Annotated in this window: 26 protein-coding genes; 7 read left to right on the top strand and 19 right to left on the bottom strand. The window is 32.9% G+C overall.

The annotated features are described in order from the left end of the window. Positions 1-30 precede the first annotated feature (30 nt). Positions 31-1,401: a hypothetical protein gene (locus B0A66_RS15750; RefSeq protein ID WP_089050811.1), complete on the bottom strand. Its 1,371-nt coding sequence runs from the start codon at positions 1,399-1,401 to the stop codon at positions 31-33. A 139-nt stretch (positions 1,402-1,540) separates the two neighbouring features. Here B0A66_RS15750 and B0A66_RS15745 point away from each other — a divergent pair, with 139 nt between their 5' ends. Next, the gene (locus tag B0A66_RS15745) at positions 1,541-3,001 is read left to right on the top strand and encodes a serine hydrolase domain-containing protein (RefSeq protein ID WP_089050810.1); all 1,461 of its coding nucleotides are present in this window, start codon (positions 1,541-1,543) and stop codon (positions 2,999-3,001) included. 17 nt (positions 3,002-3,018) lie between these two features. Here the strand turns inward: B0A66_RS15745 and B0A66_RS15740 are convergent, their stop codons facing one another. The 5 genes from B0A66_RS15740 to B0A66_RS15720 form a co-directional block, all read right to left on the bottom strand. Next, positions 3,019-3,585 (bottom strand): DUF4256 domain-containing protein, encoded by a 567-nt coding sequence (locus B0A66_RS15740; RefSeq protein WP_089050809.1) that lies wholly within the window; start codon positions 3,583-3,585, stop codon positions 3,019-3,021. Between the two features lie 69 nt (positions 3,586-3,654). Then, a complete protein-coding gene (locus tag B0A66_RS15735) occupies positions 3,655-4,233 on the bottom strand; it encodes a YdeI/OmpD-associated family protein (RefSeq protein ID WP_089050808.1) in 579 nt (192 codons plus the stop codon). A 105-nt stretch (positions 4,234-4,338) separates the two neighbouring features. Next, on the bottom strand, positions 4,339-4,764 hold the full coding sequence (locus B0A66_RS15730; protein ID WP_089050807.1) for a GNAT family N-acetyltransferase: 426 nt from the start codon (positions 4,762-4,764) through the stop codon (positions 4,339-4,341). A gap of 42 nt (positions 4,765-4,806) precedes the next feature. Next, positions 4,807-6,078 carry a sensor histidine kinase gene (locus B0A66_RS15725; protein ID WP_244283513.1) on the bottom strand — a complete coding sequence of 424 codons (1,272 nt, stop codon included), beginning with the start codon at positions 6,076-6,078 and terminating at the stop codon, positions 4,807-4,809. Positions 6,079-6,143: 65 nt separating this feature from the next. Beyond that, a complete protein-coding gene (locus B0A66_RS15720) occupies positions 6,144-7,493 on the bottom strand; it encodes a sigma-54-dependent transcriptional regulator (protein ID WP_089050805.1) in 1,350 nt (449 codons plus the stop codon). 323 nt (positions 7,494-7,816) lie between these two features. On the opposite strand from B0A66_RS15720, the gene B0A66_RS15715 reads away from it, so the two are divergent. Together B0A66_RS15715 and B0A66_RS15710 are read left to right on the top strand one after the other, a co-directional pair. Further along, complete coding sequence (locus tag B0A66_RS15715) at positions 7,817-8,518, top strand: ABC transporter ATP-binding protein (RefSeq protein WP_089050804.1); 702 nt, start codon at positions 7,817-7,819, stop codon at positions 8,516-8,518. Between the two features lie 63 nt (positions 8,519-8,581). Then, the gene (locus tag B0A66_RS15710) at positions 8,582-10,993 is read left to right on the top strand and encodes an ABC transporter permease (protein ID WP_089050803.1); all 2,412 of its coding nucleotides are present in this window, start codon (positions 8,582-8,584) and stop codon (positions 10,991-10,993) included. A gap of 106 nt (positions 10,994-11,099) precedes the next feature. On the opposite strand, the gene B0A66_RS15705 is transcribed toward B0A66_RS15710, so the two are convergent. The 8 genes from B0A66_RS15705 to B0A66_RS15670 form a co-directional block, all read right to left on the bottom strand. After that, positions 11,100-11,468 (bottom strand): hypothetical protein, encoded by a 369-nt coding sequence (locus tag B0A66_RS15705; protein ID WP_089050802.1) that lies wholly within the window; start codon positions 11,466-11,468, stop codon positions 11,100-11,102. A 171-nt stretch (positions 11,469-11,639) separates the two neighbouring features. Beyond that, complete coding sequence (locus tag B0A66_RS15700; RefSeq protein WP_089050801.1) at positions 11,640-12,572, bottom strand: transglutaminase; 933 nt, start codon at positions 12,570-12,572, stop codon at positions 11,640-11,642. Between the two features lie 19 nt (positions 12,573-12,591). Further along, entirely contained in the window at positions 12,592-13,443 is an 852-nt protein-coding gene (locus B0A66_RS15695) for a substrate-binding domain-containing protein (RefSeq protein WP_089050800.1), read from the bottom strand. Positions 13,444-13,523: 80 nt separating this feature from the next. Beyond that, a complete protein-coding gene (locus tag B0A66_RS15690) occupies positions 13,524-13,997 on the bottom strand; it encodes a DUF4265 domain-containing protein (protein ID WP_089050799.1) in 474 nt (157 codons plus the stop codon). Positions 13,998-14,010: 13 nt separating this feature from the next. Continuing rightward, positions 14,011-14,403, bottom strand: coding sequence for a VOC family protein (locus B0A66_RS15685; RefSeq protein ID WP_089050798.1), 393 nt, complete (start codon positions 14,401-14,403; stop codon positions 14,011-14,013). Positions 14,404-14,456: 53 nt separating this feature from the next. Beyond that, the gene (locus B0A66_RS15680; RefSeq protein ID WP_089050831.1) at positions 14,457-15,326 is read right to left on the bottom strand and encodes a nucleoside phosphorylase; all 870 of its coding nucleotides are present in this window, start codon (positions 15,324-15,326) and stop codon (positions 14,457-14,459) included. Positions 15,327-15,518: 192 nt separating this feature from the next. Then, positions 15,519-15,851, bottom strand: coding sequence for a translation initiation factor (locus B0A66_RS15675; protein ID WP_089050797.1), 333 nt, complete (start codon positions 15,849-15,851; stop codon positions 15,519-15,521). Between the two features lie 75 nt (positions 15,852-15,926). Further along, positions 15,927-16,877, bottom strand: coding sequence for an isopenicillin N synthase family dioxygenase (locus B0A66_RS15670; RefSeq protein WP_089050796.1), 951 nt, complete (start codon positions 16,875-16,877; stop codon positions 15,927-15,929). A 239-nt stretch (positions 16,878-17,116) separates the two neighbouring features. Here B0A66_RS15670 and B0A66_RS15665 point away from each other — a divergent pair, with 239 nt between their 5' ends. The 3 genes from B0A66_RS15665 to B0A66_RS15655 all read left to right on the top strand — a co-directional run bounded on the left by B0A66_RS15665 (position 17,117) and on the right by B0A66_RS15655 (position 20,912). Next, complete coding sequence (locus B0A66_RS15665; protein ID WP_089050830.1) at positions 17,117-17,866, top strand: 4-hydroxy-tetrahydrodipicolinate reductase; 750 nt, start codon at positions 17,117-17,119, stop codon at positions 17,864-17,866. A 194-nt stretch (positions 17,867-18,060) separates the two neighbouring features. After that, positions 18,061-20,037, top strand: coding sequence for an alpha-ketoacid dehydrogenase subunit alpha/beta (locus tag B0A66_RS15660; RefSeq protein WP_089050795.1), 1,977 nt, complete (start codon positions 18,061-18,063; stop codon positions 20,035-20,037). Between the two features lie 593 nt (positions 20,038-20,630). After that, positions 20,631-20,912 carry a hypothetical protein gene (locus B0A66_RS15655; RefSeq protein ID WP_089050794.1) on the top strand — a complete coding sequence of 94 codons (282 nt, stop codon included), beginning with the start codon at positions 20,631-20,633 and terminating at the stop codon, positions 20,910-20,912. 153 nt (positions 20,913-21,065) lie between these two features. Here the strand turns inward: B0A66_RS15655 and B0A66_RS15650 are convergent, their stop codons facing one another. The 3 genes from B0A66_RS15650 to B0A66_RS15640 form a co-directional block, all read right to left on the bottom strand. Beyond that, positions 21,066-22,037: a quinone oxidoreductase family protein gene (locus B0A66_RS15650; protein ID WP_089050793.1), complete on the bottom strand. Its 972-nt coding sequence runs from the start codon at positions 22,035-22,037 to the stop codon at positions 21,066-21,068. Positions 22,038-22,116: 79 nt separating this feature from the next. Further along, entirely contained in the window at positions 22,117-22,692 is a 576-nt protein-coding gene (locus B0A66_RS15645; RefSeq protein WP_089050792.1) for a Crp/Fnr family transcriptional regulator, read from the bottom strand. 16 nt (positions 22,693-22,708) lie between these two features. Continuing rightward, positions 22,709-23,110 carry a glyoxalase gene (locus tag B0A66_RS15640; RefSeq protein WP_089050791.1) on the bottom strand — a complete coding sequence of 134 codons (402 nt, stop codon included), beginning with the start codon at positions 23,108-23,110 and terminating at the stop codon, positions 22,709-22,711. A gap of 122 nt (positions 23,111-23,232) precedes the next feature. Between B0A66_RS15640 and B0A66_RS15635 the strand changes: the two genes are divergently transcribed. Continuing rightward, entirely contained in the window at positions 23,233-23,661 is a 429-nt protein-coding gene (locus tag B0A66_RS15635) for a hypothetical protein (RefSeq protein WP_089050790.1), read from the top strand. A 124-nt stretch (positions 23,662-23,785) separates the two neighbouring features. Here B0A66_RS15635 and B0A66_RS15630 read toward each other — a convergent pair whose 3' ends face one another. Together B0A66_RS15630 and B0A66_RS15625 are read right to left on the bottom strand one after the other, a co-directional pair. After that, the gene (locus tag B0A66_RS15630) at positions 23,786-25,042 is read right to left on the bottom strand and encodes a mechanosensitive ion channel family protein (protein ID WP_089050789.1); all 1,257 of its coding nucleotides are present in this window, start codon (positions 25,040-25,042) and stop codon (positions 23,786-23,788) included. After that, a complete protein-coding gene (locus tag B0A66_RS15625) occupies positions 25,035-25,322 on the bottom strand; it encodes a DUF3817 domain-containing protein (protein ID WP_089050788.1) in 288 nt (95 codons plus the stop codon). Before B0A66_RS15625 ends, B0A66_RS15630 begins: the two co-directional genes overlap by 8 nt. Between the last annotated feature and the right edge of the window lie 89 nt (positions 25,323-25,411).

Raw genomic sequence — 25,411 nt, 5'->3', positions numbered from 1 at the left:
GGTATTTTTATGTGCAAATCTAATTATATTCTACTTAAGTAATTTAAAGAGAGCCTCAATTGTCGCTTCTTTTTGATTTAAAATAATCAGTTGACTTTTATCTTCCAGCAGAAATTTTTCTGAAAACTCTTTGTTTGCATTGACTTTCCAGTTTTTTAATTCCGGAAACTTACGTTTTAATAATGCAATCTTTTCTTTACTGTTTTTAGAGATAATAACCACTTTTGTCAAGGGTGTATTTTGCATCTTTTCTATGCTTGATTCAGTTATAGCCGAATCATATTCTGTTCGGGATCGGTAGCGAAACAGTTGCCTGATCAAAGAAAAATCTTTCTCGTTTTCAGTAAGTACATATCTGTACGTCATGATATTATCAAGTTCGTTTATCCAATTCGGAAAATTTTCTTCGTATATTTTAATATAACTATCTATAAAATTTTTTTCGATTGGTTTTTTCTGTTCAATATACGCTGTAACCAAAGGATAAATTTGTTTTGCAATAAGGTTAATATACTTTCTACCGTACCAATCATTCGGATCTACTTTTCCGTCCAATTTTTCGTAAACATACCCATTTCCTAATGCTGTTGCTAAAGCTTCATTCATAAGCTGATAGGCATAATTGCTGCAATTTGATTTATTCTCTTTAAAATAACCGTCAATTTCTGTTTTCACCTCCAACGATTGTTCATCATAAATTATATGATAGGTTTCGTGAAGCATTACGCTAAACAAATCTTTATACGATTCTAAATCCGTTTGAATAGCGCTTATAAAGTTATTGCAGAATGCCTGAGCCGTAAATCCTTTGGAATTAGGCAGAGGATAAAAAGCGATCTCAAATGGGATAGAAGCATCCCAAGCAGAATTGTAAAAAAGTAAGCCTGTTTCAAAATAGTGCTCTGCTTGATTATCACTAGCATATTTTGTAATTTCTACTATTTGTTTCTCAAATTTATCTTTGTTCGGATTGTAAATCAATTCATTGTAGATAGGTGTAAATACTGAAATGTATTCTGCCAAATCACTAAGCGTTTTATTGGGAACAATTCCCATGCTGCGAAGTTTAAAATCTGCCAACGTTTCAGTTTCAATCATGTTCTTTTTCAGAATATCTTCTGTCTGCATATTTTTTTTTGAGCCATACGGATATTCCTCAAATCTAAAACTATAGAAAATATTTAATTGGTTAAACTTTGAAATGATGTCCTTGTAATGCTCATTATTGTATTTTGATTTTATAAATTCTGTTTTAAAAACGTTTTCAGGATAATCCTCAGATAGATTCTGTAGAAAAATAAAAACGGCAAGCTTTTCAGAATATTTAATTTTAAAAGTTGTCTTTTGTCCAAATGCAAAAGCGGTTAGGAGTAAAAAAAGAATCAGGAATTTATTTTTCATATTGTATTTAAAATTTTAGGATACTAATTATACTCATATCATATCATGAAAATAAAGAGATGCAATAATAACAAAAAATAACCTACACCGACGAAATGTCAAAATAAAAAATGTATGTTTGTTCAATACAAAAACTTCCATGATAAACCTGACCAATTTATTTATTTCGTGCACTGCAATACTATCATTTACAGCAGCTACAGCACAAAAGAACATTAAACCAGTATCAATTTCCCAAATTGATGAATATATAGCTCAGGTACAAAAAACATCTTTAATTCCTGGTGTTTCCCTTGCGATTATTAAAAACGGAAAAATCATTCACCGTAAAAATTATGGATATGCTAACATCGAAAATGATATTCCCGTTTCGGATATTACGATTTTCAGGTTGTATTCACTGACCAAACCAATTGTGGCAACCGGAGTTTTTCAACTTATTGAGAAAGGAAAACTATCTTTAGAAGATCCGGTTTCTAAATACATACCTGATTTACCAGCTTCGTGGAATACAGTACAAATTAAAAACTTACTTACACAGTCTTCGGGGCTTCCTGATATCGTGAAATATGAAAAACTAGACGAAAAAGAAGCTGCAGAAAAAGTATTTGCTGATCCCATAAATTTTAAGCAAGGAGAAAAATTCGAGTACAATCAAACCAATTTTTGGTTACTGGAAAGAGTAGTAGAAACGGTTACGAAGCAGAATATTCAAATGTATATTACAGAAAATCAGTTTGATGGTGCGGCATCAAAAAATACTGTACTTTTCTCAACGGATTCAAGAGATATAATTCAAAATAGAGCAACACCTTATTTTAATTATGCTACCGGCAGCTTACAAATGGCGCTTCCATACAACGGAAATTATCTTAATAGTTGTAATGGGCTTAATATCACGATGAATCAATTTATAGCCTGGGACGCAAAATTCCGAACTAAAAAAATTATCAGCAATGCATCTAAAGCTAAGATGTGGGAGGTTTTTCCGTACACGAAAGAGAAATCAGAATTCACATCCGGATGGGATCAACGTATCGTTAACGGACATATTTCTTATGGATTTTCAGGTGGTAGAATCACGGCTTATAGAATTTTCCCTAAAGATGATTTAAGCATTATATTTCTGGCGAATGGATTAGGCGGGATTTTTAATGTTGAAAACACCATCAATCAAATTGCTTATTTGCTTGACAATGATATTATTGATTATAAAGTGGCTGCTTACGAAACGTTGCTAAAAACGTCAAAAAGCAATATAACTGATTTAAAAAGCACTTTTGTCAAACTAAAAAACGATCCTAAATACAAGGATGTTGATTTTGAAGAAAGTTTAAATGTGATAGGCTATATCCTTTTAAATCAGGATAAAAAAACAAATGAAGCTATTACTGTATTTCAACTTAATGCTGAGCAGCACCCAAAATCTTTTAATGCTTTTGACAGTTTGGGAGAGGCCTACGAAATCAATAAAGACTTTGAAAAGGCAATCTCCAATTATACGCAGGCAAGAGAATTAAATAATGATGAAGGTTATCGTGCGCACATCAATGCTAAACTAAAAGAATTAAATGCTGCCCGAACTTCTTTGAAGAAATAGAGTAGAGGAACGTAGTTCTAAACTCTTAAAGAACCGCGAAATCCTCTGGCAGCATAATAAGAATCTGCTCCGTTATGGTATATAAAAATAGTTTTATAGCGGAAATCGGCAAAAATAGCACCGCCAAGCTTTCTGATTGCTGGCGGAGTTGCGATCCAGCTGGATGTTTTAGTATCAAATTCTCCCAATTTTTGGAGTTCCCTGTATTGCTCTTCATTCAGTATTGCGATTCCCATTTCTGATGCAAAGTTAATTGCACTGTCTTTGGGTTTGTTTTCTTTTCTTTTTTCTAAAGCTTCATGATCGTAGCAAATACTTCTGCGTCCTTTTGGAGATTCCGGTGAACAATCAAAAAAGATAAATTCATTTGTCTTAGCGTCATAACCTACAACATCAGGTTCGCCTTCCGTTCTTTCCATTTCATCCAAAGAATAGAGTTTTTCTGGGCTAGCTTCTAGTTTTTCCTGAATTTTATTCCATTCTAAACCTTTATGACGGTTCATGTTCTTTTCAAAACGAACTCGTAGTACATCAAGTAATGCTTCTTTCTGATCTGCTGATAAACTATTTTTCTTGTTGCTCATGATTTCAATTTTAATATAAAGTAAATGAAAATCTCGAAATGAAAGTAAATAAATACAAAAAAATAAACGCTAAAACTGTTTTGGCTTTTGTTTCTGAGCCGCAAGTGTAGCGACTTCATTGATTCTATTTTGCCTTGTTTCCGTTCTTTTGGCAGATGTAATCCAGTATAAAATAATTTTTTTAACCGATTTACTTAAACCTTCAAAATAAGCAGCAGCTATTTCATTTTCAGATAGTTTTTTCTGTAAATCTTCCGGAACAAGCAATTCTTCGACTTCGTCTAAAATAGTCCAGGAGCCATTTTCTTTGGCTTTTAGAATACTTTCATGACCCGCCTGCATCATTAATCCTTCAGCAATTAAACGCTCTACTTTAGCCTTATTAATTTTTGACCAGCCGCTGTTCGGTTTACGCCTGCAAAAAAACTGTATAAAACGCTGATCATCTATAGATTTTCTGGTGCTGTCAATCCATCCAAAACACAAAGCTTCATCTACAGCGTCACTCCATGAAATTGTGGGGACATTTGCTTGCTTTTTATAGCATACAAGCCACACAGATTGCTTTGAATCATGATTTTGAGCCAGCCATTCGCGCCAATCGTTTGGACATGTCGGACAAAAAGTATCTAAATCAAGTGGTATCATGTTGTTGTATTTTGTTCTGAGCTTAGTTTGTTGGTCTTAACTAATACGTTAGTAATACAAAATTATACAAGTTGCATGACAACAGTGTGTCAGCTATAAAATGAATTATTTCCTAAACGAAAATAATATGTATTCTCCCTGAGCAGATTTTCCTCTTTCTGTTTGGATAAACCCTTTACTAGTATAAAAATCAATTGCTTTTGTATTGTTGGCGAGACATTTAAGTGTTATTGGTGATTCCATCAATTGAATAGCTTCTTCGAGTAATTTAGAACCTATTTTTTGATGCTGATGTTTCTCGTCAATATACAAGTGATGTATAAAATTATTGGGCATCCATAACGAAATAAATCCCACAGCTTCATCGTCTAAAACAGCTACGAGAACAAATTCACCTTCGGTCTGATGATCATAATCAGTTATATTGTAGTCACTTGTGTCTAACCAATGAAATGTTTTTTGACGGGATTCCAGAAATATCCTCTGTAATGCAGGAATGTGACTTGCTCGTTTTTCAAAAATTTGAAGCATGTAATTCAGGTTTAATAGGCACTAAAAGTAGCATTATTATCTTTAATTCTCTATCAGACAAATGGTAAAAGTCGTTTGACCTTCTTCATTTTTCAAAGCAAGATAACCATTATGCGCTTCGATTATGTTTTTAGACAAGGTTAAACCAATTCCGGCACCTTCTTTACGCGTGGTGAAAAAGGGCAGAAATACTTTGTTTTCAATTTCTTTCTCGATACCGTTTCCGTTATCTGTAATCATGATAAAAAATCGGTTATCTTTCATTTCTGAAGTAATAGTAATTCGCTTTTCTTCTATTTCATTCAAAGCATAAATGCAGTTCGTGAAAAGATTGATAAGAACCTGTTCAATTTGCTGTGCATCAACAAATAAATAATGATTAAAAGTTATTTTATTGATTACTTCAATAGCATTTTTTTTAAACAAAGGTGACATAATCTGAAGACTATTGTCTATTAGCTTTTGCAAATCAATTTTTTCTTTTTGAGGAGAAGGCAACATAGCCAGTTTGCGGTAACCTTCTATAAATTGCTGTAAATGATCGCTTCGTCGCAACATCGCTGCGACACTGCTTTTCATATCTTCTATATCATCTGCCGAAATGGTTTCCTGCTGTACTAACTCCTGTAAATTCTGTAAAAGTGATCGAATAGGGGTAACAGAATTAAGTAATTCATGCGAGATAACTTTCATGAGGTTAATCCACGCTTCTTTTTCTTTCTTATCAATTACATTCTGAATCGAATCCAGTAAAACAATAAAATAATCCTGACCATAAATTTCGCTTCTCGAAGTCTGCATGGCAAACGTCTGTGTATCTTGCTGATTCACTCTAATTTCCAAAGATGTTTTTACTTCTCTGAAATCTTGTTGTTCTATTACTTCACACAAAGAAGGCAATTGATTTTTGAGGTATTTCCACTTTGAAACCTTTGGAACATTAAAGTGGCTGCAGAAATAATCATTCATCAAGAATACATTCCAATCATTATTTTCTTTTTGCAGTATCACAATTCCTGTTTCAATATTGTTTAAAATAGAACGGTAAACAATGTCTTTTGACACTTCTTCATTTTGTTTATTCTTATGATTTTCATACAATTGAAATAAGTTCACATAATTGTTATACGATTTATGTTTGGAGTAATCTGTAGTAAAATCGTTTTGTAATATCGAGACTATTGTTCTTTCATAAATCGAAAAAGCATTTTTTACATAAAAATAAAGCTCGACCATTAGCATTAGGGCGATGAAACCCAAAAATATCTGGGTAAACAATAATGTACTGCTTTCAATTTTGATAGTAATTGTCATTACCACAAGAATTAATATCAGGCGAATAAACAGTAAATGATATATTTTTAAAGACTTAAACATAGTTAATTGGTACTGATATTATATTTTTCTAAACGTCTGTACAGCGCTCCTCTGGACAATCTTAAATCTTCTGCCGTCTTACTGATATTGTTATTGTTTTTTAGCAATGCCTTTTCAACCGTTGACTTCTCGATAGAAGAGAGTTGCGTATCTTCCTGATTGTCTTCATAATGAGTTACACGCTCTAAATCAAGATCAGAAGCTGTAATGAGATTATTTTCGCAAAGAATAACGGCACGTTCGATCCTGTTTTCCATTTCGCGAATGTTACCGCTCCAGGCATGTTTTTCTATTTGTTCTAAAACCTTACTCTCAAAAGAAATATTATCTCTTCCGTATTTCGCAATCATTTTATCTAAAAGGTATTCAGCAAGCGGAATTTTATCATCATGACGTTCCCGAAGCGGAGGCAGCACAATTTCCATTGTATTGATGCGATAATACAAATCTTCTCTAAAATTTCGTTCAGCGACTTGTTCTTTTAAATTTAAATTGGTCGCTGTAATAATGCGCACATTCAAAGGTCTCGCTTTAGATTCACCTAATCTCGTCACAGTTCTGTTTTGAATAACCTGCAACAGCTTCGATTGTAAGTGCAACGGAACGTTTCCTATTTCATCTAAAAAAATAGTACCATTTTGAGCCATTTCAAATCGTCCGGGAGTATCAACTTTGGCATCTGTAAAAGCACCTTTGGCATAACCAAAAAGTTCACTTTCGAAAATATTGTCATTAAGTGAACCTAAATCGACATGTACGAACGGATGATTCTTCCGTTCTGACTGACTGTATATATAATGTGCTAAAACAAATTTACCTGTTCCGTTTTCTCCTAAAATCAACACATTAGCTTCTGTTTTGGCTACTTTATCAGCAACAGTGTATACTTTTTTTATGACTTCTGAATTTCCTGTAAAAAAAGTATTCGTAAACGTAATTGGTTGTACTTTTCTTTGTTCTTTTCGAGCTTTATCAACAGCTTGTTTTACTACTTCAAGTAATCGATCGTTTTCCCAGGGTTTTAAGATATAATCAAAAGCGCCTGCCTTTAAACCTTCTACGGCTGTTTCAACTTTTCCAAAAGCCGTCATTAAAATAACAACTGTTCTTGGCGAAAGCGTTTTTATTTCTTTCAATAAGTATAAACCTTCTCTTCCGTCTTCGAATCCAATTCTGTAATTCATGTCTAATAAAACGACATCAATACTGTTTTTAGACAATAATTCGACAATGTTTTTGGGATTATTGAGCGTAAAAATATGTTCAAAATGCTTTTTCAGGAACATTTTTGATGCAAAAAGGATGTCTTCCTGATCGTCGATAACTAAAATTGAAGTGTTCGTTTTTTTCATGGTTGTTCGGTTTCGGACAAAAAGTGTCCGATAATGGACATTCAAAAAATTACATTAAAAATAATATCTTAAAAATAAGGAAGTTGCAAATTTTAATTTATTGGCACGAAAATCCCCTTAAGTTCAACAAATTAGCAGCAATCAGCTTTATAATTAATAGTAAAAATAACAAAAATAAGTATCTATTATGCGTATTACCAATTATCTTAGTTTTAGTTTAAATCGGTTTCTATTTCAGGATTCGGAAAAGAATAAATTATGCTAAAACGAGATCCAAAATCTTTTCTAATCAATCTCAAATAACAACCTTTTAAAATTTAAATATGATTAAAGTTAAAAACCTGTCAAAAGTATTTAGGACAGAAGAAGTCGAAACCAAAGCCTTAAGCGATATTTCAATAACGATCAATGAAGGCGACTTTATAACCATTATGGGACCTTCGGGAAGCGGAAAATCTACTTTACTCAATATCGTAGGCTTACTTGATAGTGCTTCAGCGGGAAGCTATCAACTGCTTGGTCAGGAAATGGTAGGATTAAAAGAAACGCAGAAATCGAAAGCCCGAAAAGAAAATATCGGTTTCATTTTTCAGAATTTCAATCTAATTGACGAATTATCTGTTTATGATAATATCGAATTACCCTTGATCTACAATAATGTAGCAGCTGCAGAACGAAGTAATAAAGTTAACAATATAGCTAACATATTAGGAATTTCACATCGTTTAAAACATTTTCCGCAACAACTTTCAGGAGGACAACAACAACGTGTAGCCGTTGCACGAGCATTGATCAACGATCCTAAAATTATTCTTGCCGATGAGCCAACTGGAAATCTGGACAGTAAAAATGGAAATGAAGTTATGGAACTCTTAACGGATCTGCACGCTGGTGGTGCTACCATTCTTATGGTTACGCATTCTGATTATGACGCTTCTTTTTCGCAGAAGACAATTTTTATGAAAGATGGCGTTGTTTTTTCTGAAAAAATAAACCAAAGAAATGTAGACGTTTTTAAAGTATAAAAACCGTACGGAAGTTTCAATCATCATCATGCTAACAAGCAAATCAATCAAAATCAAAATCTTATGATACTCAACTGGATCAAAATATTCATTTACCATTTAAAGCAAAACAAGCTCTTTTCTCTTCTTAATACGTTGGGATTAAGTATTGGAATTGCAGGAATTATTTTTTCTATTCTCTATTGGAATGACGAGCATTCTTATGACAAATGGAATCCTGAAAAGGATAAAATATACTCTGTTCTAAATGATCTTGGCGGGGGAAACGTCTGGACCGTAAACTCCGCTGCAACAGCACCTTATTTGAAAGCAACATCTTCACAACTTGATGAATATTGCTACATGAGAGATAACTATATGAAAAGTACCGTCATTTACAATGGTAAAATTTTCGTAATAGAGAAATTCTTTTCTGCACAAAGTAATTACTTTTCTTTCTTTCCTTATGAATTTATTAAGGGTGACAGAAAAACGGCACTTCACGACCGCAATAGCATTGTATTCTCAGAGGAAACTGCTTCCAGAATATTTAAGAATGAAGATCCAATGGGAAAAACGGTAAAATATGAAAACAAAATGTTTGTTGTAAGAGGTATTTACCGCCTTAATGAAAAATCTTCCTCCATGCCGGAAGCGATAACCACAGTAATCGAAGAAGATTTAAAAAACGACAAAGAAAATTGGGGTTTCAATTACGGTTTAATGCTAAAACTAAAAAACAGACGTGATACGACTATTGTTAAACTACAATTGAACAATATTTATGTTGAATATAATTATAAAAAGCAGGCGCAAAATGAAGGAATGACGTACGAAGCTTTTGTAAAAGCATACGGTAATCCAACAACAACAAAATTGCTGTCACTTCCGGATGCACGACTTTACAGAGGAAATTACTCTTTTGCTGAGGGAAACGGAAATCTTCAGCTTTTACAGATTTTAATGGGATTATCAATTCTTATTCTACTATTATCAATTGTCAATTATATTAATTTAGCTACTGCTAATGCTATAAAACGCGCCAAAGAAGTAGGAGTAAGGAAGGTGGTTGGTGCCAGTAAATTGCAGATTGTTTATCAATTTATATTTGAAACTGTACTGACAACGCTTTTTTCAATTTTGCTGGCTCTTGTTATTGTCGAACTTTCATTACCCTTTTATAACTCGTTCTTAAGCAAAGATTTAGTTATTATTGGATCACAGTTTTTCGTTCAGTTGATCTTTATTTTCATTATCGTTGTTTTTGTTTCCGGTGTTCTGCCAGCGGTTTACATTTCTAATTTTGAAACTCTTAAAGTTTTAAAAGGGAACTTTTCAAGAAGTAAAAGCGGTGTCTGGCTACGAAACGGAATGCTGGTTTTGCAATTTGCAATTGCTACCTTTTTTATCATTGGTTCTTTTATAGTGTATCAACAGGTTCGTTTTATGTCTGAGAAAGATTTAGGCTTTAAAGGAGCTCAGGTTATGGACATTGTTTTTAAGCCACAAAAAGGAAAAAGACAATTTGACCGATATAAAACTATTAAGCAACACCTTCAAAAAATAAAAGGAGTCGAAAGTGTTTCTGCGGGTTTATTTTCTATTGGAAGTATGGAGAATTCCTGGTCTGGTCTGGTATACAAAGATCACAAAGAAGTCATTACCCAACAAATGGGAATCGATTTTGGAATGTTAGAAAACTTAGGAATCAAATTGGTATCAGGAAGATATCTGACTGATAAACTGGCTTCGGACACCATTTCTAATGTTTTGCTAAACGAAGCTTCTGCTAAAACATTACTGGAGAAAGATCCTTTAAACAAGGAAATTTACTGGCAAAGTAAAAAATTTAAAGTCGTAGGTATTGTAAAAGACTTTAATTATTTTAATGTCAAATACAACGTCAATCCTATGATTTTTCTTCATATTTCGTCTATAGATTATATGAAAGATAATATGCATTATATCTCGGTTAAAGTGACACCGGAGAATATGACAGAAACTATTGCGAATCTTGAAAAATACTGGAAAACCAATGTTGATGCCGAATATCCTTTTGAATATAATTTTGTCGATAAAAACTTTGCAAGAACCTTTAAAGATTATGAAGATCAAAAAAATCTGTTTTCATTGCTAAATATTATCGTGATCTTAATTGCTGTCTTCGGATTATTTGCTTTGGCATCATATTCAATGGACAGAAGACTACGTGAAATAGCGATTAGAAAAACGCTTGGTGCACCAACAAATATTTTACTGAAAGAGTTATCCAAACAATACATAATATACTGTATAATAGGATTTTTAATAGGTGTATTTCCAGCATATCTTTTACTCAAAAAATGGCTAGAAGATTTCGCATATCGTATTGAAATTCCATTGTTGCCCTTTATAATTGCATTCGTTTCCTTATTAACGCTAACCCTTATAATTGTTCTGGGCAAAGCCTATCAGGTAACCAAAATCGATGTTTTAAAATATTTAAAATACGAATAGTAATAAATCAAATATACTAAAAGTGTAAAATAAAAGAAGCTCCTTAACAAAACCGTTAAGGAGCTTTTAGACTTTCGTTCAAAGTACTCTATTTATGCTAATGCTTTTATATTTTTTTAAATGTCATTTTGATTTCTTTATTGTCTAATATTAATTCATCCCCGGTAATTGTGCTTTCAAAAGGATAAGGAGTACCAGTTTCATCTTTAATTACAAGATTCTTTCCACCATTAGACAAAGCAAAAGTTCCATCAGTTATTTCAAACTGTAAAATACCTGATACGTGTCCGTCTTTAGTAAATGTAAGCTTCGATTGCGACAGCATTGCATTTTTTATAGAATCAGACAAAGAGCCTTTCGATTCTACAGCAGCAATTTTCCAGGAGTTGACTAATTTCCCTCTTCCTTTAGTGCAGGAAGTCAATACTACGGCGAACAACGCAATTCCTAAGAGTAATAATTTAGATTTTTTCATGGTTATAGATTAAAGGTTAAACATGAAACAAGTTACAAAAAATATATTTTCAATAACTCTAAAAATCAACGAATTACAAAATAAGAAAACGTTTTCGTGAAAGTCTGTATTTTCAGTACTTTCCGACAGTTTGAGACACGGATTTACTGTTTTATTATACCTTAAAAATGATTATCTCAACGTCAAAGCTCCCAAAATTTCTTCGTACATAAAAGGTCCTCCGGGATATTTTGCTGTATAATCTAAATTTAACCAAACCTGACCACGTTCATCTATGTGATAGTGAAGTGTCTTTTTTCTGCTTTCATTTACAAACAAAACATTTTTAACCAAATAATTGACCTTTTCTAAATCGATTAAAGAACCAATTAAGATTTCAGGGTAAATATGTCCTTTGGTATGAATAAGCCGCGGAGTTCCGCCTATAGAACGAATAGCAGCGGCCATTAAAATGGAATGATCGTCGCAATCTCCCGAAAAGTATTCTAGTGATTCACTTGCTGTTGCAATATAATCGCCTTCTTTAGGATCGTTTACATAATTCCAGCGGTTATTGATCTCCTTAAAGACAGCAAAACACTGAATAATAGTTCTGTAGTCAGAATAGCCTTTTATGCCTTTAAAATGCTTTGTGGTTGACATGATCGCAAAATTTCGAACCTTTGGATTCTGATATTCAATGGCGCTTAAAATCTTTGATTTGTTAGGAAACGGAAGCAATTTAGCTACAATAATATCCTGTGGATAAGGATTATCAGACATCGTATAAATCATCGAATTATAATCTTCTGAAATCTCTGTGAAACCATAATTACCAATTACTGATCCGTAAATCAAAAACAATAAATAAGCTACAATACAAACAATAATAATCGTTCGCAAGTACATTAAAAGAAAAAATATCCCCAGTAAAACAAAGATAAAAATGAAAATACGGTCAAGATTAAAAGGCCATTCTAAATCTATTAGATTTTGATGCAGAATGATAAAAACAGGAATCGTTATCAAAAGACTCAACAGCATTATAATAATCCTATCCCAGGGTGATTTCACCTGTAATTTGGATTTTAATTGCGGAAAGTCAATTTTAGGAAAATTTATCATAAGAATCAAAAAGCAGAATTTACAGCGCTTTTACCGTTTCTACAAATGTACTTTTTTTATCAATAATTCCCAGATCAAATAATTGATTTTGAATTTTATCGAATGCTTTTTCAGTTAAGTGTTTTTGCGACCATTGTGTAAGTTTCAACCATTGCTGAATATCTTCGAGCTGTTGGTTAAAAAGTTCTGCTAATGTTTTATCAATATTAGGAATCTGTGCAAAGTCACGCGTTGTTTTATTGATTACTTCCAAAATTTTATCTATTATTTTTGGATTCTTTTTCAAAAATTCATCACGTACCGCAATCACAAATGATGGCCATGGAGTAGGGCAGTCGCCAACACGTCTAAAAATACCCTGATCAACCAAAGGTTTTGTCATAAAATGTTCCCACATAAAATAATCTGCTGTACCATTGGTCAAGGCTTCAACAGCGCCGTCAATTGTATTTACAATTTCAAATTCTATATCATCCGTTTTCCATCCCTGATCGTTAGCATTTACGTACGCCATCAATTGCGATCCTGAACCTAATCTGGAAATGGCGACTTTCTTATCCTGAAGGTCTTTTATCGTTTCATAATTTGATTTTGCGCCTACATGAATACCCCAGATTAAGGGCGATTGCACATAAATCTGAACAATTTTACTCGGATTTCCAGCAATAATATCCTTAACAATCCCTTCCGTCAAAATAACCGCGATATCTGTTTCGCCATCACGCAGCATCTGACACATTTTTCCAGTGCCCTCTGGAATATTATTCCATTGCAAATCAATATTTTCCGCTTCAAAATCACCATTTTCGATACTTATACGCCATGGCAAATTGAAGTGTTCCGGGACACCTACAATTTTTACAGTTTTCATTCTAGTTTAAGTTTAAGTTTGGTTGGTATGCGTATTCTTAAGTTTGTTTGCTTTTATTCTTTTATGCTTTTGTTTTTGAACTAGTTTTGTCTTAAATCACTTCTGTGTTTATCAGAAAGACAAGGTTCGGCAAATTCTATAATAGCGTTTAATTCATATTCATTCAAAAGTTTTTTGACAATGCTGTAATCTACTTCTTTTGTAACTTCTACAGCCAAAAAAGTATCATTTAAACCTTCTGATAAACAATTTATCTGTTTCAGCTGTTCTCTGATTACTTCTTTATCAAATCCTTTTTCTAAAATTAAAATCTGAACAATAGAATTTCCGGAATGCTCAATAGTTTCTTTATGCATGATTAACTTTTCATTCTCGTCATACTCTGCACGAAAAATATCATCTGTTGCGATCAAAGGTCCAAAAAACGGAATATTATCTAATTTATAATGGCCTTTTTCTTCGTCAATAATCTCAGACCACATTGTTTCTGAGACAACTTCTTCTAAATAAGTGCTGTAATATTTAAATAGTATTTTTTTATGTGTTTCTGCCATTTTATTTTAATATTTATTCTATTTCGCTTATTACTGCTTTCAAAGGTGATATAACAATTCGGTAACCATCAGGATCCTGAATCATCTTTCCATTTTCGTTCCAAAACGGATTTACAGCTTCTATTACTGCAATATCCTTTCGTAAAAGTCTGTTTATTAATTCATCATAATCCGAAATGGTCTTAGGATAAAGAACAATTACATCATCTTCATCAAATATATGATTGGCTTTTACTTCTGATTGCGTAAATTCAAAATGCCAGTCTAAACCGGATTTACCAATAAAAACGCCATCATAATTATTATGTTTTTGAAAACCACCTAAGCGTTCAAATCCTAATAGATCAACATAGAAAGCTTCAATTTCTTCTAAATTATTAGTATGTCGTGCCACTCGTAAAAACATAACCTACATTTTTATATTCGATTTATACAATTTTCGAAACGTACTTGTTTTGATTAATTTCCTGCAAGCTTGTTTAATGTGTATGTGATCAACTCATCAACAGCTTTATAAGGATCTTCACTAAAAGTTCCTGAAGCACGATTGGCAATAATAGCATTAAGTGACAAAGCATTGTGTCCTAAAAGTGCCGAAAGGCCATAAATAGCAGCCGTTTCCATTTCAAGATTCGTGATTCTTTCACCATTAAAATTGAAATTATCCATTTTGCTGTTTAAATCCTGATCCTGAATATCCAAACGTAAAACACGTCCTTGTGGACCGTAAAATCCTCCTGCTGTAGCTGTAATTCCCTTAAAGATTTTATCTGATTCAATTATTTTTTCTAATTTTTCAGAACAGGCAATAGCATAAGGCTTTCCTTTTCTGATATCCCAATTCGTATGCGCACTAAAAGCTTCTTCAAGAGCAAAATGCGTTACTTTATCAATCAGGTAGGAGCGAAGCATATTATCTAAGCCTAATCCAAATTTAGACATTACAAAACTATCTACCGGAATATCAGCCTGCAAAGAGCCCGAAGTACCAATTCTGATAATATTTAGCGACGTTAAGTTTTCTTTTGGCTGACGTGTTTTCAAATCAATATTAACCAACGCATCTAATTCATTTATAACAATATCTATGTTGTCAGGACCAATTCCGGTTGACATTACAGTAATTCTTTTTCCTTTGTAAATTCCCGTTTGGGTTTTAAATTCTCTTTTTTGTGTTGAGAATTCAATCGAGTCAAAAAATTGCGTTATTTTTTCAACCCTGTTTTGGTCTCCAACAAAAATTATATCGTTTGCTATATGTTCCGGAAGCAAATTCAAGTGGTAAACACTCCCGTCCGGATTAAGTATTAATTCTGAGTTTTGTATCATTTTTTTTCTTTTTTTTTTTAAAGGTACTGAGGTTCTAAGGTGCAAAGGGACAAAGGTTTTTTCCTTAGACGCGTATTGTAGAGGCGCACAGCAGTGCGTCTTCTCAATTTATGTTTTTAAAATTTTTCAATCTTTCAATCATTTAATTTTTCAATCAAAAATCTAAATTCTAAAATCATAAATCTAAAATTCCTAACCGCCTACACGTTTTGTTTTAAATCCTTTATCTTTTAGAATTGCCATAATTTTATCGCGGTAATCGCCCTGAATGATGATTGAAGCATCTTTGAATGTTCCGCCAACGCTTAGTTTTGTTTTAATTTCTTTAGCCAGGATTTTAAAATCTTCATCAGATCCTTCGTAGCCTTCAATTATGGTAGTGGCTTTTCCTTTTCGCTTTTCGAATTTACAAATCATAGGCTCTTTTTGAATAAAAAGAACATGTTCCTGCTCCTGAACTTCTTCAGGTTCATTCGATTCGATATGATCGGGAAATAAATTTTTTAATTGATCTTGTAAGTCCATTGTTATATCTTAAAAATTAAAAAGACATTAAGTGTAAACTCAATGCCTTTTTATTACTTCTCGTAAATTTAAAAATTATTTTTTAATTAAACCTAAATCTACTAAACGTTCGTATAAATAATCACCAGCTGTTATATCTTCAAATTTCTTTGGGTTTTCAGCATCAATACAATTTTCTAAACAATCCAGACGCATATCGCTTACCGGGTGCATAAAAAACGGAACCGAAAATCTTGACGTTCCCCATAATTCTCTAGGAGGATTAACAACCTGATGAATAGTCGATTTTAATTTGTTATTTGTATGTCTTGACAACATATCTCCAACATTTATAACCAATTCGTCGTCTGCTGCAATAGCATCAATCCATTCTCCGTCATGATTTTGAACTTGTAATCCTTTACCTTGCGCACCCATTAAAAGTGTAATCAAGTTAATATCACCGTGAGCCGCTGCACGAATCGCGTTTTCTGGCTCAGTAGTAATAGGAGGATAATGAATAGGTCTTAAAATAGAGTTTCCGTCTTTGGCATAATTGTCAAAATAAAACTCATCTAAACCTAAGTGCAATGCCAACGCTCTTAAAACGTAAACACCCGTTTTTTCAAGCATTTGGTATGCTTCTTTACCAACAGCATTAAATTGCGGTAATTCTTTTACTTCAACGTTTTCAGGGTATTCTGAAGCGTATTTCGAATCGCTGTCAACATACTGTCCAAAATGCCAAAATTCTTTTAAATCTCCCTCTTTACGACCTTTAGCATGTTCTTTTCCAAAAGAAACATAGCCTCTTTGTCCGCCAATTCCAGGGATTTCATAATTATGCTTAGTCTCAATTGGCAAGGCGAAAAATTTTCTAATTTCGCCATAAAGCTCGTCTACTAATTTGTCATCTAAAAAATGACCTTTTAGGGCTACGAAGCCAATGTTTTCAAATGCACTGCCGATTTCATTTACAAATTTTTGTTTACGTTCCGGGTTGTCCGAAAGGAAATCACGTAAGTCTACACTAGGAATGTTTTGCATACTTTACATTTTTATTTAAGAAAAAAAGGGACATAAACCCTTTCACAAACAAAGGTATATAATATTTTAGATTACAATTTTAAAATTTTTATAAAATTCATTTGTTTTAAAGATCTTTATAAGGATTTATTTTTGACTATAATGCAATTATAAGACATTTCATCAGAGGAAAGATGTTAATAACAACGATAAAACGCGATTTTTTAATAAAAAGTTCTATTTTTATAAAAAACAATGATATGAAAATAGGACTAATTGGATTCGGGAAAACCGGAAAAGCAGTAGCTTCAGTAATATTACAACACAAAAATTTTTCCCTCGAATGGGTCATGAAAAAAAGCAGTACGCTCGACAATCGCAATACAGCAGAGTACTTAGGAATTGATTCTGAAGAACAAGGCAAAATCTATTCAAGCGGTACAATGGCTATCGAAAAATTGCTTGATGAACAACCTGTAGACATTATAATAGACTTCTCGTCGAATAACGGTATTTACGGGTACGGAGAAGCAGCAAGCGAGCGAAAAATAAAGATCATCTCCGCCATATCACATTATACAAAAAAAGAAAAAGAGTTCATGAAATCACTTTCCAGTCTAACAACTGTATTCTGGAGCCCCAACATTACATTAGGTGTAAACTATCTTTTATTTGCGTCTAAATTTCTAAAGAAAATTGCTCCTTGGGTTGATATCGAAATAATTGAAGAACATTTTAAAGGAAAAGACGGTGTTTCCGGAACAGCACTAAAAATTGCAGAAGCACTGGATTTAGAAAAAGACGATATCAATTCGGTACGTGCGGGTGGAATTGTAGGCAAACACGAAGTTGTTTTTGGATTCCCTTTTCAAACTGTGCGCCTTATACACGAAAGTATTTCACGGGAAGCCTTTGGTAGTGGCGTTATCTTTGTTGCCGAAAATTTGGCCGACAAAAAAGAAGGCTTGTTTAATTTTGAAGATATCCTAACACCTTATTTTTCAGTCTAAAAACTTACATTTTAAAACAAATTAATATAGAAATGAATAGAATTTTACTTTTTTAAATTGAATTGGGTAAATCGTATAGAAATTTTTCTATTTTTATTTCAGCTAACAAACAATTTTTAAATTTAAAATATTTAACAAATATCAACAGAATTGTTATATTTTTATATATTTGAGACCTACTAAAAACAAATTAAATGATCTTTTACAGACAAAACCTAACCGACTCCCAATTATTAGACTTATACAAAAAAATACTAAAACCACGTTTGATAGAAGAGAAAATGCTTATTCTAATCAGACAAGGAAAAGTATCTAAATGGTTTTCAGGAATAGGGCAAGAAGCTATTGCTGTTGGAGTTACTGCAGCTTTAGACGAATCAGAGTACATTTTGCCAATGCATCGAAATCTTGGTGTTTTTACAACAAGAAATATTCCGTTGCGTCGTCTTTTTTCGCAATGGCAAGGTAAGGCAAGTGGTTTTACAAAAGGTAGAGATCGTAGTTTTCATTTTGGAACTCAGGAATACAATATTATTGGTATGATTTCGCATTTAGGTCCGCAATTAGGAATTGCAGACGGAATTGCATTAGCTGATAAATTACAGAATAATAAAAAAGTTACAGCCGTTTTTACAGGAGAAGGCGCTACAAGTGAAGGCGATTTTCACGAAGCGCTGAATATTGCAGCAGTTTGGAAACTTCCTGTCATGTTTATTATAGAAAATAACGGTTACGGACTTTCGACACCTACAAATGAGCAATATTCTTGTGAAAACCTTGCAGATAAAGGTATTGGTTACGGAATTGAAAGTTATATCATTGATGGAAACAATATTGTAGAAATCTTCAATAAAATAACAAAATTAAAAGAAGAGATGCAGGAAGATCCGCATCCGGTTTTATTAGAATTTAAAACTTTTAGAATGCGTGGGCACGAAGAAGCCAGCGGTACGAAATATGTTCCGGAAGAACTAATGGACGAATGGGCTACCAAAGATCCTGTTGGAAATTACCGCAACTATTTAACTGAACTTGGAATTCTAACTGCCGAAATTGACGAAAAATTACATGAAGAAATTAAACATGAAATTGATATAAATCTGTCTATTGCGAATGCCGAAATGGATATCGTTCCTACTTTGAGCGGAGAATTAGACGATGTATATAAACCATATAATTTTGAAGAAGTTAACCCAACGTTGCCAAGCGAAAATATTCGTTTTATTGATGCCATTAGCAGCGGTTTAAAACAATCAATGTTACGCCACGAAAACCTGGTGATCATGGGGCAGGATATTGCCGAGTACGGAGGCGCTTTTAAAATCACAGATGGCTTTACCAATTTGTTTGGAAAGGAACGAGTTCGTAATACACCAATTTGCGAAAGTGCAGTTGTTTCAACCGGAATGGGCTTATCTATTAACGGTTACAAAGCAATTGTCGAAATGCAATTTGCTGATTTTGTTTCTACCGGATTTAATCCAATTGTAAACTTATTAGCAAAATCACATTACCGCTGGGGCGAAAAAGCCGATGTTGTCGTTAGAATGCCTTGCGGAGGCGGAACTCAGGCAGGACCTTTTCATTCTCAGACGAATGAAGCTTGGTTTACCAAAACACCGGGATTAAAAGTTGTATATCCAGCTTTTCCGTATGACGCAAAAGGATTACTAAATACTTCTATAAACGATCCAAATCCAGTATTGTTTTTTGAACACAAACAATTGTACCGCAGTATTTACCAAGAAGTTCCAGCAGACTATTATACAATTCCGTTAGGAAAAGCAGCTTTATTAAAAGAGGGTAGTGCGGTGACCATCATTACATTTGGTGCTCCGGTACACTGGGCTTTAGAAACTTTAGCAAATAATCCTGAAATCGAAGCTGATTTAATCGACTTAAGAACTTTACAACCTTTAGATACAGAAGCTATTTTCAACTCTGTTAAAAAGACAGGAAAAGCAATCATCTACCAAGAAGACACTTTATTTGGTGGAATTGCCAGTGATATTTCAGCCTTAATTATGGAAGAATGTTTCGAGTATTTAGACGCTCCCGTAAAAAGAGTTGCCAGCTTAGATTCTCCAATTCCGTTTACCAAAGCTTTAGAAGATCAATTTTTACCTAAAAATCGTTTTGAACAGGTTTTAAAGGAATTATTGGAATATTAAGTTTTCTATTAAAAATAATAATACCTAACAGGTTTCCAAAACCTGTTAGGTATTACAATAAAATTATTCGCTTTATTAAAAAGTAAAAACAATACTTACAAAAAACTAAATACGTTTTTCTTATGTGATCCTTTTTATTTACATTTACGTCGTAAAAATATTCGTGCTTAATTACATTATTGCTAAATCCGAATTACCACTCTGAGGCTCAATGGCTTCTCGATTTAACAAGCAAATAATGTATATGAGGTGCGCCGTTATGGCGTGGCTTGTATCATTGCTTGTTTAAGGGTGTGGTAATCCTGGATTTAGTGTGGTGCAATGTCCACGCCTATTTTTTTACATAAACATTATAAATCCAAATTACCACATTATGAAAAAGTATTGCAAAAATTTTAAGCATTGTATTGTTCCAGATTCCTCATTTTTATTTGTTAAAAAGATTTTTAGTAAAGAAAAAAAATCTATCAGTTAAGAGCTATTCCAAGAAATTCTTAAAGAGATCAAATTGACCTTTCAAAATTTATGCTGTTATTATCAAAGTTGATTGTAAAGTTTACAATTAATGGAAGGTCTTAACTAAAAATTAAAACATGAAAGTGAGTGATAATGAAGGACTAGAGATCGTTACTAAAATTATTAATGAAAGCATAAGTACAAAAAAAATACATTGTTTTTTAGAGAAAAAGGAAATCAAGAGTTATAAAAACCTATCTAAAAATGGCGTGGAATTATATAAAGAACACACTCATTTCCATATTCTTGTGTTAACAGACAAATATACATTAGACGGTGCTTTTACACTAAGTTCGATCATAAAAGTAAAAACAAAAGGAAGATATTCAGCAACTATTTTATTGTATCCTGTCGGGTAAAATAGATATTTAATTGAACTTATAAAGCACATCTTCCCAAAAATAATACCTAACAGGTTTTGGAAACCTGTTAGGATAATAAATAGATAAATATGGTGTCTCCTAACAGGTTTCCAAAACCTGTTAGGTATTACAATAAAATCGTTCAGTTTATTAAATAATAACTACTAATCGTTTCCCATCTGAAACTTCCAAATCCCAGGCTTTTTCAATATCTGCCAGTACAACTTCTTCTACATTAACTTGAAGTTTATTTTGTGCGGCAAGAGCGAATATTTCGGGTAGAATTTCTAAAAATAACAATTTCACTTCTTCTTTCGTCCAGCTTCCTAAACCAGAGCCTAATAATTGAAGATTGGTACTTCTTAAAGTCCCCGAAGACAATTCGATACTTTCACCCGCCATTGCGCCAATCGTAACAAAACGAACTTTATGCGTAAAGGATCCGTTTCCTTGCAAAGCTTTTAAAATTAAAGAGGCAGGATTTCCCCATAAATAATCCAGAATAATATCAATTGGGGTATGATCTTGAATTTCTTTGATTCGAGCAATAAAGCTTTCAGAATCTTGATTAAGCGAAACAATTTCATCTGCTCCTAATTTCAAAAGCCCTTGGAGTGTTTGTTCATTTCTTCCGGTAACAATTACTTTTTTCGCACCATAATATTTTGCAAGCTGTATTGCAATTTGCCCTGTAAAACCTGTCGCACCATTTATTAAAACTGTCTCACCAGCTTTAATTCCGGCTCTAAATTTCAATGCCATCGCTGAACCTGCAACTGCATTGGGAAGTGCTGCCGCTGTTGCATCGCTAATTCCGTCTGGTAAAAGAACCATTCTGTTTTTTTCTACAATCGCTTTTTCTGCAATCGTACCGCTTATACCACGAGCATAAACACGTGTACCATCTTCTAATAAGCCTACGGCATCACTGCCCACTACAAATCCGTTTTGAGAATCATTTTCAGATGAATAATGTTTTCCGCTAGCTTTTCCTTTGTCAAGATTGGTAATAGCTACTGCTTTTACGCAAAGTAAAACTTCATTCTCACTTTGAACAATTGGTTCCGGAAATTCTGAATATTGTGGCATTGCGCCTTTTTTGTAAACTACTGCTGCTTTCATAATTATTAAATTTTATGAAGCAAAATTAGATCGCCAATTTCGGGCAGACGATAACATTTGTTATCAAATAAAAATTAGTTCATTTTTGTTGAACAAACTTACTTTTTATACGACTCAAGTGCACGGTACTTATTCCAAGATAAGAAGCAATGTAATGTTGCGGAACACGTACAACAACTTGAGGTCTTTCTTTAATTAAAGCAAGATAACGTTGAGTAGGGGAGTCTTTTATAAATGAAACAAAGTACTTCATGTAATCAAATGTTCGCTCAAAAAGCATATCAAACAATCGATCTCTCAAATCAGGAATTTCTTTGATTTCCTTAAGAATTATATCTAGATTGTTTTTAGAAATCCACCATAAAACAGCAGGTTCAATTGTTTCAATTACAACTGAACTTGGAAATTTCTTCATAAAACTTTCAATAGAAGCTACACTTTGATTTTCGAAAAAGAACTGTGTCGTAAGATCTTTTCCGTTATTATTAAACCAAACGCGAATACAGCCTTTTTCAATTATAAAAAGCTTCTTCGAAACTTCTCCTTCTTCTAAAAGAACAGTTTTAGCAGGAACTTCAATACGCTCAAAATAACTGGTGTATTGCTTCCATTTTTCATCACTTATTGAAAATTTATTTCGGAATTGATCAAACATTAATTTTAAATGTGTCTTATTTAGTTTCTAATTCAAACAACTGAACCTGACTTTTCAAACGTTCAATCAGCAAATTCATCATTCTTTTGTTTAAGCTGGACGAATTCTGAATATACGTTTCATATTCTTCAATAGTAAAAAGCGCCATTATAATTCCTTTTAAAGAATTTCTGAACTTTATATCTTTCTGAATAGAGTTTTCGATGGTTTGCAGTTTCTTTTCGACAGTATAAGAATAGAAATTGGGTTTGTTTTTATTAACATAATTGCTAAAAACAGCTAAAAACAAATCGTTCTGAAGTTTTAAAATAGGTCTAAGTGTCTGATTTTGAAAAAGCTCCTCCGAAGAAGATTGAGCGCTTACGGTGCCTAAAGTTTCACCTCTGAATTCTTTCAAAAAAGTCTCTCTCTCTTCCATGTTTTTTATTTAAATTTAGAAAAAATTCCAATACAAAATCAATTTAACGTGATAAGTAATTAATAAGTTTATGCTTTTAACTTAAAAGAACTTCTAATGCTTATTCTCTATACACTTTATAAATGAATATAAAATCCCTGTTCTTTCTAATTGTAATTATAACTGTAATCGTTTCCTGTAATTCTAAGGAAGAAAAGAACGATTTTAAGGTTGTTATTTACCATGCTGTACATGAAAAAGACACCGCAATTTTAACCATCAATATCAACGACAAACGTTTCTTCGGACGCTATGAAATATTGTATAATAAGATCGGTAAAGATTCAGGAAATGTCAGAGGCGACATAAAAGGCGATACCTTACGAGGCGATTTTCATTATATCTCTAACGGAGGAAGCTGGAAAAGAATACCGCTGGCATTACTTAAAAAAGAAAACAAACTACACTTAGGTACCGGAGTAATTGCAACCTATTTAAATCTTCCGTGTTTCATGCCCGGAATTCCAATCGAATACAATGATGCTAAATTTGTTTTTGAAGAGGTAAAGTAAAAACAATTTGTTTCAAGTTTTTTTGTTTCAAGTTTCAGGTTTCAAGTTATGTAGCGGCTTAAATGCAAAGTAAAGCAAACCTGAAACATGAAACATGAAACTTGAAACAAAAAAAACTAAAAAACTAGCTTAAAGGTCCTATCGTCGAAGGCAATTCGAATATTTCAAGATCGAAATAAATTACTGAGGCCATAACATGGTCAAAAATATCTGCCATAATGTATTCGTAATTCGCCCATCGTTTATCGCTCGAGAATACATAAATCTCTAACGGAACACCATGCGCTGTAGATTGCAATTGTCTGCACATAATATGCATGTCCTTGTTTAGTCCCGGATGCGATAGTAAATATTGCATGATATATTTTCTAAACAACCCAAGATTCGTCATATTACGTCCGTTAAGCGCTAATGATTTATCAATTCCATGAAGATTGTTATACCTTTCAATTTCAGCATGTCTGGTTTCAATATACGAAGTAATAAGCTGAACACCTTTCATGTGATTTAGATCATCATCATTTAGAAATCTAATACTGCTGCTTTTTATTAGGATATGTCTTTTAATACGTCTTCCGTCAGATTCCTGCATCCCGCGCCAGTTCTGAAAAGAATCGGAACTCAAAGCATACGTTGGAATTGTCGTGATTGTTTTATCAAAATTCCGAACCTTCACCGTCGTTAAGTTAATTTCGATAACATCACCATCAGCACCAAATTTTTCCATCGTAATCCAGTCGCCAATTCGTACCATATCATTTATGGCAACTTGAACACTCGAAACAAAACCTAAAATAGTATCTCTGAAAATCAAGATAATAATAGCCGAAAGTGTTCCTAAAATCGTTAGCAATTCTCCTTTTTTGATTCCGAACAAAGTCGAAATAATAAGAGCCACACCAAAAATCCACAACACAATCATGATAACCTGAACAAAACTATCAATAGGTTTGTCACTATACTCCGGTTTTTGCTTTAAATAATCACGTAGTGCATTAAAAATAGTTCTGGTAATCCATAAACTAATAAAAACGATATAAACACTTACGATTTTACCAAATAAAGATTCCCAGTACTCGTATTTGTCTAATATAATAGGAACCGCTTTGTAAATAAAGAAAAACGGAATTAAATAGGCTGTATACTTTGTCGTTTTATTATGAATTAAATAATCGTCAAATTTTGTTTTGGTACGCTGGGCAAAAATTGCTGTAACCGTTACCAAAACAAACTTTGCAATATAATAAATTGCCAAAGCCAAAGCAATCATTAAAGTAACATTCAGGACCAGACTAATGTAGGACGCAAAGTTGCGGTTCATTCCCCAGTCTCTGAACAACGGGTATAAAAAATTAAATATTTTCTCCAAAAGCTTATGCATTATGTGCTAAATATTTCTTCTCGATATAAAAAGTTCCAAAAGGAATCAGAGAAGCAATAAGAATAATTCCAAACGTTTTTAAATCCCAATTCTGAGGTTTTTTCAATATAATAGCCAACAAAATATAAGCAATAAACAAAACACCGTGCGCCATTCCAAGCGGGCGTAGTAGTGTATGATACAATTCAGGATTGTTAGTTTTAATAATAAGCATGTTGGCAAATAAAACTAAATAAGAGATTCCCTCTAATATGGCAGTAACTTTAAAAATTTTAAGCATGTAGATGTATTTTTTTAGATAAAAAACAAAATTAAGTATTATCGTTGATTATTAGAGTATGAATCATAAAAGTAATTTACTTTTGTATC

The sequence above is a fragment of the Flavobacterium hercynium genome (assembly GCF_002217285.1).
In the GTDB taxonomy this organism is placed as follows: Bacteria; Bacteroidota; Bacteroidia; order Flavobacteriales; family Flavobacteriaceae; genus Flavobacterium; species Flavobacterium hercynium.
Note: the sequence above shows the minus strand (reverse complement) of the source record. Positions and strands in the feature narration are given on the sequence as shown.